10 protein-coding genes are annotated in these 13,326 nt (G+C 61.6%); 4 read left to right on the forward strand and 6 right to left on the reverse strand.

Annotated features, from left to right (window positions below; all coding sequences use genetic code 11):
• Window positions 1–140: 140 nt before the first annotated feature.
• On the forward strand, window positions 141–3,659 hold the full coding sequence (locus ACZ445_RS15640) for a membrane-targeted effector domain-containing toxin (RefSeq protein ID WP_058426711.1): 3,519 nt from the start codon (window positions 141–143) through the stop codon (window positions 3,657–3,659).
• 63 nt (window positions 3,660–3,722) lie between these two features.
• On the opposite strand, the gene ACZ445_RS15645 is transcribed toward ACZ445_RS15640, so the two are convergent.
• From ACZ445_RS15645 to ACZ445_RS15665, 5 genes are read right to left on the reverse strand one after another with little or no spacing between them, the layout of a single operon-like run.
• A complete protein-coding gene (locus tag ACZ445_RS15645; RefSeq protein WP_179028793.1) occupies window positions 3,723–4,469 on the reverse strand; it encodes an ABC transporter permease subunit in 747 nt (248 codons plus the stop codon).
• An 11-nt stretch (window positions 4,470–4,480) separates the two neighbouring features.
• Window positions 4,481–5,680 carry an ABC transporter substrate-binding protein gene (locus tag ACZ445_RS15650; RefSeq protein ID WP_464707232.1) on the reverse strand — a complete coding sequence of 400 codons (1,200 nt, stop codon included), beginning with the start codon at window positions 5,678–5,680 and terminating at the stop codon, window positions 4,481–4,483.
• Window positions 5,667–6,470, reverse strand: a complete 804-nt coding sequence (locus tag ACZ445_RS15655; protein ID WP_058426714.1) for an ABC transporter ATP-binding protein — start codon at window positions 6,468–6,470, stop codon at window positions 5,667–5,669. The genes ACZ445_RS15650 and ACZ445_RS15655 overlap by 14 nt, the downstream gene beginning before the upstream one ends.
• Window positions 6,467–7,528, reverse strand: a complete 1,062-nt coding sequence (locus ACZ445_RS15660) for an acyl-CoA dehydrogenase family protein (protein ID WP_464707233.1) — start codon at window positions 7,526–7,528, stop codon at window positions 6,467–6,469. The genes ACZ445_RS15655 and ACZ445_RS15660 overlap by 4 nt, the downstream gene beginning before the upstream one ends.
• A 35-nt stretch (window positions 7,529–7,563) precedes the next feature.
• Complete coding sequence (locus ACZ445_RS15665) at window positions 7,564–8,124, reverse strand: carboxymuconolactone decarboxylase family protein (protein WP_464707234.1); 561 nt, start codon at window positions 8,122–8,124, stop codon at window positions 7,564–7,566.
• 102 nt (window positions 8,125–8,226) lie between these two features.
• On the opposite strand from ACZ445_RS15665, the gene ACZ445_RS15670 reads away from it, so the two are divergent.
• Complete coding sequence (locus ACZ445_RS15670; RefSeq protein ID WP_464707235.1) at window positions 8,227–9,132, forward strand: AraC family transcriptional regulator; 906 nt, start codon at window positions 8,227–8,229, stop codon at window positions 9,130–9,132.
• Here ACZ445_RS15670 and ACZ445_RS15675 read toward each other — a convergent pair.
• Window positions 9,129–10,040: a LysR family transcriptional regulator gene (locus ACZ445_RS15675; protein WP_058426718.1), complete on the reverse strand. Its 912-nt coding sequence runs from the start codon at window positions 10,038–10,040 to the stop codon at window positions 9,129–9,131. The two genes, ACZ445_RS15670 and ACZ445_RS15675, sit on opposite strands and share 4 nt — an antisense overlap.
• Before the next feature lie 119 nt (window positions 10,041–10,159).
• On the opposite strand from ACZ445_RS15675, the gene ACZ445_RS15680 reads away from it, so the two are divergent.
• Entirely contained in the window at window positions 10,160–11,155 is a 996-nt protein-coding gene (locus tag ACZ445_RS15680; protein ID WP_058426719.1) for an aldo/keto reductase, read from the forward strand.
• 135 nt (window positions 11,156–11,290) lie between these two features.
• Window positions 11,291–13,285: a methyl-accepting chemotaxis protein gene (locus ACZ445_RS15685; protein WP_310863014.1), complete on the forward strand. Its 1,995-nt coding sequence runs from the start codon at window positions 11,291–11,293 to the stop codon at window positions 13,283–13,285.
• The last annotated feature ends 41 nt before the right edge of the window (window positions 13,286–13,326 follow it).

The raw sequence follows: 13,326 nt of genomic DNA on the forward strand, positions 1-13,326 counted from the left end.
CTACATCTGATCTTACAAACCCTGGTACCTGCAGCCGGAACGCGAACGGGCGTTTTCAGCACACAGCGGTGCGCCATGGGAAAAGGGAACCTCCCGTTGACAGGCGCTTATTCTCAGTACGTCTGAATAGGTACCCAACAATGACCCATCTGAATACTCGCTCGCCTCAGCAGTCATACACGCATCAACCGCCGCGCCCTAACGGCCGATCTCTATCAGCCCTCCATGACACTGCCAGCGCAAACCTCGATTCGGCAGCAGGCCCCACTTTCCAGCCACAAACGGGCAAAAGCCCGGAGAGTGGAGACTTCAAGCAACAGCTCGCAGACCAGCAGAACTTCAGAACCCTGGCACGCAAACTCAATGAGTTGGCTGCGCAACTGGGTGAAGCGGTCACCCCGCAGGCTGTCCTCGCGGCGCTCAAGTCCACAACGATGGAAATCGCGCCTGGCTCATCTTCCTTTGAGGAGGCAGGCAGCAGCACCACCTGTGAGAACTACATCGTCTCCAACGGTCTCCAAATACCGCACAGTAGCTCTACCTTGACCGCCCTGGCCAATGCCCTGAACGACAGAACCCTCGAACACCCCCTGGGCAATTTTGGTGGGGCCTTGAGCTGGCCGATCCCCTTGAGCACAGATGATCAACGGCGCCTGCGTTTGATTGCCATGAGCCACGAACATCATCTCGGGGACAAGCCCTTGGTCATGCAAACCAAGGGGGGGGTATTGGAGTTTTTGCGCTATCAGGCACCACTCCCCGAGGGCATCCTGAATGATCCCACCCGAGCCCTGGAAACCCTGATCGGTTCTGCCCAGGGGCAATTGATGGGCAAAGCTCTGCAGCAGAAAATGAATGGCGTTGACACCCCCGAAAGCGCCAACGACTACCTCATGGCGGCAATTATCCTGCAGTTGGACCCGGAATACTTGACCGAGCCCGCCCCCAATAAAGTGGCTGGTTTTGATTGGTTCGCCAAAGCCCATTGGGGCAAGCCTTTGTCGATGCTCCGGGACTCTTTTTACACCCACATGAGCGTGTCCAAAGGTATCTCCCCCGAGATGGCCAAGGTGGCTGCACACGTCTTGCTGCCAGGAAAAGCGCTCGAACTTTCGGTTAAAGACATGCCCAGCACGGTGGTGTACGGCGACGCTACCTGGGTCAGCGCTTACATCTACGCAGCAGCGATAAACGCCCAGACACCGGGAAAAGTGCAAAACATGACCTTCAAACAGGTCATGACCGAAGGTGAAACTGCCGCCCTTGGCAATCCTCAGGCCACCCAACGCGCGCAGATCGCTGCCCTGCGGGTATGGGGGTTGGTCAATGGCATTCTTTCTCCGGAGCAGGCCGGTCGTTACAACGACGCCGACATCGAGGTGGCTAGAAATGCGTTCAATCAACAGGCCACTGAGAAGATAGAAGCCGCCAGCCTGATTCAATCCGAAATGCCCAGCCGCCGGGATATCGCCCTCGCCCGCCTCAAGGAGCGGTTTGGCGAAAATGTTCCGTTCGAAGAAAGGCTGCTGAAGGTCCATGACACCAAGCAACCTTCCATCCAGCCGCTCTACGACCCGAATCGGGCCCCTGCCGGCATGATGTCGCTGTTGGACATCGCAATGAGTGGGCTGCACAACTACGAATGGGTGAGCCAAGACCCGCGCATCAATGCCGCGCTGAAAAACAAGTCGCTCGACCTGGGAGTCAATGCCGAATTCAACAGCCAACTGACCCAGGCCATCAGCGACAAGAAAAAAGGCATTGGTGTGGCGATCAAACATATGATCGCCAAGTTGCCACTGGCGGACAGGCAGAACTTCGAGTACGGGAAGCTTGAGTTCTATCAGCTCGATACCTACCGCCTGGGCCTCGGGTTTACCGACAGAACCCTCGAGCAAAAAAATGAAAAGCTCTACGTCAAGGCCACAGGTGCGAATGGCACCACCACGTATGAGCTGGACCTGAGCAAACACGCCATCACTGCGGTCAGTAATAGCGTGCTGACCCGCGAGCGTGAGCGCGATGCCAATCGGGTCTATCCAATCAACAAATTCACACCCGTTGCGAACGCCGACTTCAACCAGAACACAAAAGCCGGATCACCGCTGCCTACCCCCTCCACCTTCACAAGCGCGCGAACCCAGGCTATTGCAGATACCTTTGTGAAACACCTTCAGATTGATAGTCGTGACGTGATCAAGCAGGCCAAGGGCGCCACCAGCTTCGACAAGCAGATGGATGCCGAATGGGCCTTGACCAACTTTTTCCTGGATTTGATTCCCTTCAGATCAGCCATTCGCAACTTTCAGGAGGGCAATTACACCGATGGCGCTATAGACCTGTTCATGGACGTCTTCAGTTTTGTCACTGCCGGTGCAGGGGCCGCAGCGAAAGTGGCCAAGGTCAGTTCCAAGGCCATCTGCATGACCAAGAAGGCGTTGCAATGCTCGAAAATCGTCGGGACTACCGTTATCAGTGAGTTCAACCCATTGAATGGGGCAGGCGATTTGTTGCTGGGAGGCACCCGCCTCGCCAGCAAAGGCATGACCAAAGCCAGGATCGCAGCAGGCTTGACTCCCCCGCCTTACGGTGATGTCACCTGGGGAGCCTTGAAGGTTGGGGAGCAAACCCTGGAGACCAGCAGCGTCATTCATAATGGCCAACGGTATGCCTATGACCCGGTCACAAGGAGGCCTTACGGCCCTCCATTGAAGAGTTTCAACGCGCTGGAAACCTTGAGCCCTGCCTCTCCAAAAACACACTCCCCCAGGCAATCCAGCAGTCGCCATCGATACAACCCCTTGAATACTGACGCTCGTCCGGTTCGCATCAGGAAACCACTCCCCGAGGGCGACTACGTTGAAAGCTTGAAAGGCAAGTTGGAGCCTGACCATTTCAAGCCGGATACCAAGGCAGCCACACTGAACAAGTTCAACGAAGAAATGAACGCCTCCTATGACGCCCTGGCCCAGACAGGGCTACCGCCGCGCCCTGTTATCCCATCAGTGCCTGAACCCATCAGCGCGCCAGAACTGCTTGAAGCGGCGTTCAAGACCTCTAATGGCATCGTCTTGGGGGAGTCGCATAAACAGATGGCCAGTTTCAAGGTGCTTTTCGATAACGTGGAAACGTTAAAGGACCAAGGCGTTAAGAAAGTGTATTTCGAAGCGCTTATCGATATGCCGCACGGCCTGCACGATGACGGTGTAGGTTACCTGGGGGACGGCAGAACGCTTCGAACTGATCCGACGTTCAAGGAACTACGCGAAAAGCTTGAGGCCAATGGCATAGAAGTCATGCCCATTGATCACTACTACCTCACGCGCCACAAAGACCTTCGCGGTGCAGATGGGCCCACGACAACGGGAGAACGTTCGCAACGTCGCCTCAGAGAGTTCAACTACTACGCCTCGGAAACCATCCAGGCGAATTCAGGAACTGACAAGTGGGTCGCACTGGTGGGGAGTTCCCATATGAACACCTCCGAAAACGTACCAGGCCTGGCTGAGTTGACAGGCAGCATGGGCATCGGTGTGTTTAACAAAAAAGGCGCCAAAGGGCAGATCGGCACCCGCGTAATCGGCCGGCCTCAAGACCCTGCAAAACCGGTAGGCTCCGGAGGCGTTCCGGGTGATCTGCAGATTTATGTAGAGCCCTGATCTTATTCGCTGCCCTCTCACAATCAACGGCCCGAGGATGTATCCGGGCCGTTGTTTGCCCTGTCAGCCTGCATGCACCCAGCGCTGATGCAGCCAGCGCGCCAATGCATCCAGCGCAAAGCCCAGCAAGCCGATCAACACCACCATCGCCATCAGCTCCGAATAAGCCAGCCGATCACGGGTATCGAGGATGTAATACCCAAGCCCCGCACTGACCCCCAGCATCTCGCAGGGAACCAGCACGATCCACAAAATGCCGATGGCCAGTCGCACACCCGTCAGCACATGCCCGACCACGCCGGGAATGATCACCCGGCGCAAGGTTTCCCAGCGGGTCGCGCTCAAACTGGCGCTCAACTGCAACCAGCGCGGGTCGAGCTGACGCACCCCGGCGGCGGTATTCAGCATGATCGGCCACACGGCGGCAAAGGCCAGCAGGAAATAGATCGGCTGGTCGCCTACCCCCATCAGCATCACCACGATGGGCATCCACGACAGCGGCGAGATCATGCGCAGGAACTGGAACGCCGGCGTGGTCGCCGCCTCCAGGTTGCGCGAACTGCCCACCAGCAGCCCCAACGGCACGCCCACCAGCAAGGCCAGGAACAACCCGACGAAGATACGCTTGAGGCTCACGGCGATATGCAGATACAACTCCCCGCGCCCGAGCAACTCCCACAGGCTGGCGGCCGTGGCGGCCAGGGAAAAGCGTGCCGACAAGCCGTCCGCCGCGCCAAACACTTTCACCCCCAGCCACCAGAGCAACAGCAAGCCCGCCAAGCCATTCAACCCGAGCAACCAGCCCGGGATTTCACGTTTGTTCAAACGCCAATCTCCTCATGCCGCTCAAAGCCATCAGGCAAACCAAAGGTCTTCATGCCGCCCACGGACTCGATGGCGTTGCGCACGAAGCGGTCGTCCACCAGGTCCTTGGCGACAAACGCCGGGGCCAGGTCGGCGAGGAATTTCTTGTCGCCCTCAATCAACGTGTCCTTCAGCCGGCGCACCAGTTCCTCGGTGTAGCTGGGGAATGGGTAGGGTTGGAAGTCGATGCGGTGTTCATCCCACTTGGCGTGCTGGATCGCGCCGTCCGCCAGGTAGGCCGCACGGTCGGCGGCGGCCGGGGCCAGCACCTTGCTCAACACCGGCTCGGCGTGTGGGGTGTAGCGGTTCGGACCGTCCTTGGACAGCAGTTTTACGGCTTCTTCGCGGTTGTCGCGAGTCCAGACCTGAGCCTTGACGATGGCATTCACCACCTTTTGCGACCACTCCGGGCGGTTGGTCAGGTCGTGCTCGTGCATGAACACCACGCAACATGCATGGTTGCGCCACACGTCGCCGGTGAAGCGCTGCACGCGACCGACCTTGAGGTTTTCCGCCAGGGCGTTGAACGGCTCGGCGACGATGTAGCCCTCGATGCGCTGGCTGGCCAGGGCCGGTGGCATGTCCGACGGTGGCAATACGATCAGGTTGACCTCATTGGCCGCGATTGCACTGCCCGCCGCACGCGCCACCGGCGTGAGGCCGTTGTCACGGAACAGCTGCTGCACCACCACGTTATGGATCGAATACCAGAACGGAATCGCCACTGACTTGCCGCCCAGTTGCTTCACGTCAGTGATGCCCGGCGCCACGGTCAAGCCCGAGCCGCCCACATGGTTCCACGCCACCACTTTGGCCGGCACCTTGCTGCCATAGCGTGCCCATACGGTCATTGGCGACAGCAAGTGAATCACGTTGACCTGGCCCGAGATGAACGCCTCGATCACCTGTGCCCAACTGCGCAGCAGCGCCGGGCGCTCGGCCTTGATGCCTTCGGCTTCGAACAGGCCATTGTTATGCGCCACCAGCAACGGCGTGGCGTCGGTGATCGGCAGGTAACCGATGCGTACGGGGGCGTCCGGCTCGCTGGCGGCGCGCGCCTGCAGACTGCTCAGCAGCGGCAAGGCACCGGCGGCACTGAGTACGGCGGAGAGTTTGAGAAAGTCGCGACGTGAGTGGGTCAGGTCATCCAGGCACATGGGCAGGCTCCAGCAGGTCAAGGGGGTTGGGTTGGGGGCGGCTCGCCTGCCGTAGGGTTTTAAGGATGTCGATGCGCAGCGCGCCGATGGCTTCCACCTGTTCTTCGCGTGGTTGCGGCAGGTCGATCAGCCACTCGCCCAGGGTCCGCGCCGGGCGGTTGCCCAGTAGCAGAATGCGGTCCGACAGCAATAGCGCTTCGTCGATGTCATGGGTGATCAGCACGGCCGCCGAACCTTGCTCGCGGTTGACCTTGAGCAGCAGGTGTTGCATGTCGGCGCGGGTCACCTCGTCGAGGGCACCGAAGGGCTCATCCAGCAACAGCACTTGGGGCTGGCGCGCCAGGCAACGGGCCAGTGCCGTACGCTGGGCCATGCCGCCGGAAAGCTGCGCCGGGAAGTGCTGGCGCGCATGCTCCAGGCCGACGGCGGCGATGGCGTGGTCGACACGCTGGCGGCGTTGCTCAACGCTCAAGTGGGGTTGACGGGCGAAATCCAGGCCGAAGGCGACGTTCTTTTCCAGGCTCAGCCAGGGCAGCAGGCTGGGGTCCTGGAAGGCGACCGCCACACGCGGATGAGGCCCGTCCACGGGCTCGCCGAGCACCCGCACACTGCCGCCCTGGGGCGCCTGCAAACCGGCGAGTACCCGCAGCAGGCTGGACTTGCCCACCCCGCTGGGGCCGAGGATCGACACCACTTCACCGGGCTGCAGTTGCAGGTCAAAGCCCTGCAACACCGGCCCGCCGGCATACCCCAGGCAAATCCCCCGGGCGTCCAATACGGTGTTCGTCATAGGTTGGCCTGGCGCTGCAACTCGGTACGCAACTGCACCAGGCTCGGGGTCACGATCGGCACAAACGCCGACTCACGCCAGCGTCGCGCAAACCCACTGCCGTGGGCGGTGAGGTAGGCCTTGCCGCCACTGGCCTGCAACTCCAGTTGCACGGCGCTGGCAGCCGTTTCGGCCAGGGCGATGCGCAGCTTGAACAACGCTGCCGGCTCGGCCGCAAAACGCCCGGCCAACAGGCCGTTCTTCAGGTCAGTGAGCAGGTGGTCCAAGGTCCCGCGCAGCGTCTCCAGTTCTTCGCGCAACACCGTACGGGTCGCGCCCAAATGGTTGGCCACTTCCGCCAGGGAACGCCGGGCCAACCCGATGGACATGCCGCACTGCAAGCCCAGGAACGCCGGGCGCACCGCCGGCAAGAACTTGCGTGCATCCTCATGCAGCAACCAATCGGGACTCAACTCCACGCCTTCCAGCCCCAGGGCCGCGGTATTGCTGGACTGCAACCCCAACAGTTCCAGGTCGCGGGAGCGCTGCAGGCCAGCCACCGAATCCGGAATCGCCAGGATAAACGGCGCACCACCCCCGGCGTGCTCGATGGCAGCCGCAGCGACAAAACCGCTTTTGCGCAGGTTGGTCACCCAATGCAGCCGACCGTTGAGGGTCCAGCCGTTGTCGGTGGGCTCGGCGCTAATCTGCAAGGCCTCGATACCGGACAAGAACTTCATCGCGTTGGACAGCCCCGTGGCCCCCGCCAACTTGCCGCTGAGCAGGTCCGGCAACAGTCGCTCACGCAGCTGTGCATTCGGGCTTTGCAGCAAATATTCGATAAACGAACGCTGGCCCCAGCACACAAACGCCGCCGCCAGGGAGTGGCTGGCAACATTGGCGATGGCCTCCACCGCACCCGCCACATCCCCACCCAGGCCACCGAGTTGAGCCGGCACGCCGATACGCAATACATTGGCCTCTGCCAGCCGTGGCAGCACTTCCTGTGGATCGCAACTGCCCACGTCCAGGGCCTGCGCTTGAACATCGAGCCAACGGCTCAAGATTGGGTCAAGCATTCATGTTTCTCCTTTTCACAGCGGGTGGGCCATCTTCAGCTTGCGGGTTTTTCCCAGCGGTATTGCGCCAGCTCCGGGTTCAACGGGGTGCGCGCAAACACGTTAGCGAAGTTGCACAGGGTTGCCAGGCTCACGCCCAAAATAACTTCCAGCGCCTGGCCCTGGGTATAACCGGCGGCCAGGAACGCCTCAAAACCGGCATCGCTGACATCGCCACGGGTGGCGATCACTTCACGGGTAAACGCAGCCAGTGTTTCATAGCGGGCATTCGGCAGTTCGCCGCGTTGGCGCAGGGCGTCGATGACTTCTTCCGGCAATTTGACCTTGTTGCGTGCCACGGCAGTATGGCCGGCCACACAGAAATCGCAGCCGTGGGTGGTGGCGGCGATCAGTTGCACCACTTCGCGATCGGCCAGGCTGAGTTCGGCCTTGGCATTCAGCCCGGACACGGTGATGTAGGTCTCCAGCGCCGCCGGGGCGTTGGCCAGTACCGCCAGCAGGTTGGGGATGAAACCCGAGCCTTTCAGCGCGTTTTCCAGGAAGGGCTTGGCCGCTTCCGGCGCGGTTTCAGGGGTGAGCAAGGGTACACGGGACATGGAGGAGTCTCCTGATGGGTTCGTGTATCCAGTCTGTTGGTTATAAAAAATCGTCTCAATAGTCTAAAGTAGCGATTACTTGCTCTTGAGTCTTTCCATTAGATGAATTCGTCCAGTGCACTTGTCGATTGGTTATTAGACAGCCTCGAACTCGAAACCAGCCTGTTTCATGTCGGCCGCTACTGCGGGGACTGGCATGCCAGCACCCACGGCCTGGCGAGCGCCAGTTTCCACCTGATTGTGCAGGGCCAGTGCTGGCTGCATATCGACGGCGACGCCACGCCGCATCGGCTGGATAACGGCGACGCGGTGTTCCTGTTGCGCGACCTGGAATATCGCCTGTCCGGTGAGCCCACCGCCGCCAGCGCCCAGGAATGCCCCCGTGTACCGATGGTGCCCCTGAACAGCGCCGCCCACGACGGCGTCGGCCTGGTCTGCGGCTTCTTCCACTTTCAGTCCGGCCTGTCGGCGATGATCGTCGACAGCCTGCCCGCCTGGATCATCCTGCGCGCAGGCGACCCTTCGCTGACCGCTGCGCGCAACCTGTTCGAGCTGATCCTGCACGAGTGCGAGCGCGTGCCGGCGCCCTCTTCGGCACTGCTTGAACGGCTGTGCCACCTGCTGTTCCTGTATGTCCTGCGCCAACAGGTGCTGGACAACCGTGAACTCGGCGGCCTGGCGGCGCTGGCCCGGCAACCGGCGTTCGCCAATCTGCTGGAGCAGTTGATCGCCCGTCCCGCCGACGCCTGGACCCTGGAGAGCATGGCCGCCTGTACCGGGCTGTCGCGCTCGGCGTTTTTCAAACGCTTCAATGAACTGTGCGGGCAGTCGCCGGGCCAAGTGTTGCTGATGATGCGCATGCGCCATGCCTGCCAGCTGTTCAAGCAGGACCAGACGGTGGCGGATGTGTCGCTGGCCGTGGGGTATCAGTCGGTGGCGGCGTTTACCCGGGCGTTTCACAAGGTTACCGGGCAACAGCCTGGGGCGTATCGCAAGGCTCAGGCCTAGCGCTGCAGACCGGTGTCGGGCCGGGCGCAGAGTTCGACCAGCCAGTCGACAAATACGCGTACGCGCTGGGACAGTTGGCGGTGCGGCGGATACAGCGCCGACAGGGCCATTGTCGGCACCGCCAGGCTGGGCAATACCTGCACCAGGGTGCCCTCGGCCAATTGGCGCATCGCGTGGTAAGCCGGCGCCTGGATCAAGCCGAACCCGGCTTCACAGGCCGCGAAGTAGCCATCGGAACTGTTCACCGCCAAGCTTTTTGACAGGTTGACCGTGCGCAATTGGCCGTCGATTTCAAACTCCAGGCCAAACCGTTTGCCCGTGACGCTGGAGACGTACTCGACCATCTGATGGTTGGCCAGGTCCTCCAACGATGCCGGAACGCCCCGGCGCGCCAGATATACCGGGCTCGCCAACGTCAGTTGATCCATCATCGCCAGAGGCCGTGCCACCAGCGATTCATCCAGGGCCAAACCACCGCGCAGCACGCAATCCACACCTTCACGGATCAAGTCCACCGGGCGGTCGTTCAGACTGATCTCCAGTTCGATCTGGGGGTAGCGGGCCGTGAATGTCGGCAATGCCGGGATCACGATCAAGCGCCCGATGCCCGACGGCATGTCCACGCACAAAGTGCCGCGCGGGTTCTGGCGGCTCGTTGAAAACACCGCCTCGGTTTCCTCAAGGTCCGACAGCAACTGCACACAGCGCTGGTAGTACGCCGCGCCATCCAGCGTCGGGCTGACTTGCCGCGTGGTGCGTTGCAACAGTTGCACGCCCAGGTGCGCCTCCAACTGCTTGATCAACACCGTCACCGAGGCGCGGGGCAGTTGCAGGCTGTCGGCGGCCTTGGCAAAGCCGCGCAGCTCGACGATCCGGGTGAACACGCGCATCGCGTTGAAACGGTCCAAGGGGCGGTTCCTCGCGCTGATTATTTGGATATTACGAATAGTGTTAGTGCTTTTAGCCGGTTTATCCAGGTTTTGTCGAGCGTGACAATGCAGGCCTTCCCACCCAAGGAGCAACACCCATGCATACCCGCCAACTCGGTACACACGGTCCACTCGTCTCAGCCATCGGCCTCGGCTGCATGGGTATGAGCGATTTCTACACCCCCGGCAGCGACACCCGCGAAGCCATCGCCACCTTGCACCGCGCGTTGGAACTGGGCATCAATTTACTCGACACCGCCGATATCTATGGCCCGCACACCAACGAAGCACTGATCGGCAAGGCCATCGTCGGCAAGCGCGACCAGGCGTTCCTGGCCAGCAAGTTCGGCATCGTGCGCGACCCGGCCAACCCCTCCCTGCGGGGTGTGAACGGCCGCCCTGAATACATCCGCAACGCCATCGACGGCACCCTGCGACGGCTCGGTGTGGAGACCCTCGACCTGTACTACCAGCACCGCATCGACCCGGACGTCGCCATCGAAGAAACCGTCGGCGCCATGGCCGAGCTGGTGCACCAGGGCAAGGTGCGTTACCTGGGCCTGAGCGAAGCCTCCGCCGCCACTCTGGAACGTGCCCACAAGGTGCACCCGATCAGCGCCCTGCAAAGCGAATACTCGCTGTGGAGCCGCGACCAGGAACATAACGGCTGCCTCGCCACCTGCCAGCGCCTGGGCATCGCCTTTGTGCCCTACAGCCCGCTGGGCCGTGGCTTTCTCACGGGTGCCCTGCAAAGCCCGGATGACTTCGGCGCCGATGACTACCGCCGCTTCAGCCCACGCTTCCAGGGCGAGAACTTCGCCAAGAACCTCGAACTGGTCAAACAGGTGCAGGCGCTGGCCGCCGACAAAGGCATCAGCGCCGGGCAACTGGCCTTGGCCTGGGTGCTGGCGCAGGGTGACTTCATCATTCCGATTCCCGGCACCAAGCAGCGCAAATACCTGGAAGAGAATGCCGCCGCGCTGTCGGTCAGCCTCAGCCCGAGCGAACTGGCGGCCTTGGAAGCCATCTTCCCCGCCGAAGCGCCCGCTGGCTTGCGCTACCCCGAGGCCGTCATGGCCATGCTGGATATCTGAATAAACACCGCGCCGCTCATCGGCGCGGTTTTTTTCTTGCACGATGGTACCTAAAGCTCCACCCTGCCAGGCCGATAGCCCTACGAAGCTCTAACAAAGCCGCGTCGATAATAAACGCTTCGTAAGGACGACCCCATGCCCCCACTGCGCTCCATCCAAGCCCGCTATACCCTGTTCCTGGTGCTGTTCGTCCTGGTGTTATTGGTGTTGACCGTAGTGGGTATCGGCCAGTTGGTCGCGCCCAAGCTGCAGCACACCGAAGAACAGGTGGTGCTCAACCGTGTCGCTGAGGTCGCCGAGCAGATCCAGGGCGAACTCAACAAGGTCCAGTCCCAGCAACGCAGCATCACCCAGACCATTCCATTGCTCGACAGCGATGCCATCGACAAGGTCCTGCCGGGCCTGGTCGACCAGTATGGCGAGCTGAAAGTCTTCGGCGGCGGTATCTGGCCCCTGCCCAACCAGCGCACTCCGGGGCGCAACAAGCACAGTACGTTCTGGCACCGCGATGCGTCAGGCAAGCTGGCCGTGAACACCTTCTGGAACAGCGACCCGGCGCCCAACTATTACGACCAGAGCTGGTACAAGGGCGGCCTCGCCTCGCCTCGCGGTCAATGCGCCTGGGCCGCCGCCTACAAGGACGACGCCAGCCAGGAACCGCGCACCAACTGCGCCATGGCCATCCAGCGCGACGGCGTGCCTTATGGCGTCGCCACCATCGACGTGACCCTGGGCTTCTTCAATGACTTGGTCGCCAGTAAAGAGAAAGACATCGGCGGGCAAATGCTGATCGTCGAAGGCGACGGCAAGATCATCAGCAACAGCTCGCGCATCAGTGGCCCGGTGGTGTTGAAAAACATCAGCGAACTCACCGGCACCTCGGCGTTTGCCGCCCAGGTCAGCAAAGCCCTGGCCCACCGCGACCAGGCGCTGCAACGCAGTGAATTCGACAACCAGGGCGTGGCCAGCACCTTCTACATGCGCCCCATCGAAGGCACGCCGTGGTTCCTCGCCACCGCCCTGCCCACGTCACTGATCACCGCCCAGCGCAATGACGTGCTCGGCACCCTGGCGCTGTTGCAGATCCCGATGGTGGTGCTGCTGGTACTGCTCGCGGCGTATGCGATCCGCCAACTGGTGCAGCGCATGAAGACGCTGAAGGCCAATATCGACGCGCTTTCCGCCGGCGACGCCGACCTCACGCGACGCATCACCATCCGCGCCGAAGACGAACTGGGCGCCATCGGCCATTCGGTGAACCGCTTTATCGTCTACCTGCAAAACATGATCGGCGAAGTGACCCAGGCCACCGGCGCCATGTCGTCGAGCCTGGCGCAGTTGCAACAGACCTCGGCGCATACCAACCAGATCCTGGTGCGGCATGCCTCGGAGACTGACCAGACGGTGACCGCCATCACCGAAATGAGCTCCACCGCCGACACCGTGGCGCAAAACGCCGCCGAAACCGCCGCATTCACCCAGCGTGCCAACGAGCATGCCGACCGTTCCCGCGTGGTCGTCGGTGAGGCGTCCAACAGCGTCAGCGCGTTGATTGGCGAAGTCTCCAGCGCCACCCACAGCGTGGAAAACATGCGCCAGGACGCCGCGCGCATCACCGAAACCCTCGGCGTGATCGGCGCAATTGCCGGGCAGACCAACCTGCTGGCCCTCAATGCCGCCATCGAAGCGGCAAGGGCCGGCGAGCAAGGCCGTGGTTTCGCGGTGGTGGCCGATGAAGTGCGTGCGCTCGCCGCACGCACCCAGGCCAGCACCTCGCAGATCAACGACATGCTCACGCGCTTGACGGCAGGCGTGAGTTCCTCGGTGGCGGCCATGGAAAACACCCAGGCCAGTTGCCAGTCGGCGGCGGACGCCACGGCGCGGGTGAACACCGGGCTGGATGAAATGGCCGGCTCCGTCAGCCATATCAACAACCTCAGCACCCAGATCGCCACGGCCGCCGAGCAGCAAAGCGCGGTGACCGAGGAGATCAACCGCAGCATGGTGCAGATCCGACAAATGGTCGAAGAGCTGGTGCAGAGCGGCCACGCCACCGAAAACAATACCCAGAGCCTGCTGGAGGCGAATGGTCGGGTGATTACCTTGATGGGTCGATTCAAGGTGCGCTGATAAACGGCTGAGACACTCCCGTGCAATGTGCGGGAGTGGGA

It is taken from the genome of Pseudomonas allii (assembly GCF_055380095.1).

Bases quoted from the DNA above. Each gene is read 5' to 3' on its own strand.
- ACZ445_RS15640 (WP_058426711.1), top strand. From the start codon at position 141: ATGACCCATCTGAATACTCGCTCGCCTCAGCAGTCATACACGCATCAA.
- ACZ445_RS15650 (WP_464707232.1), bottom strand. From the start codon at position 5,680: ATGTGCCTGGATGACCTGACCCACTCACGTCGCGACTTTCTCAAACTC.
- ACZ445_RS15665 (WP_464707234.1), bottom strand. From the start codon at position 8,124: ATGTCCCGTGTACCCTTGCTCACCCCTGAAACCGCGCCGGAAGCGGCC.
- ACZ445_RS15670 (WP_464707235.1), top strand. From the start codon at position 8,227: ATGAATTCGTCCAGTGCACTTGTCGATTGGTTATTAGACAGCCTCGAA.
- ACZ445_RS15655 (WP_058426714.1), bottom strand. From the start codon at position 6,470: ATGACGAACACCGTATTGGACGCCCGGGGGATTTGCCTGGGGTATGCC.
- ACZ445_RS15685 (WP_310863014.1), top strand. From the start codon at position 11,291: ATGCCCCCACTGCGCTCCATCCAAGCCCGCTATACCCTGTTCCTGGTG.
- ACZ445_RS15680 (WP_058426719.1), top strand. From the start codon at position 10,160: ATGCATACCCGCCAACTCGGTACACACGGTCCACTCGTCTCAGCCATC.
- ACZ445_RS15660 (WP_464707233.1), bottom strand. From the start codon at position 7,528: ATGCTTGACCCAATCTTGAGCCGTTGGCTCGATGTTCAAGCGCAGGCC.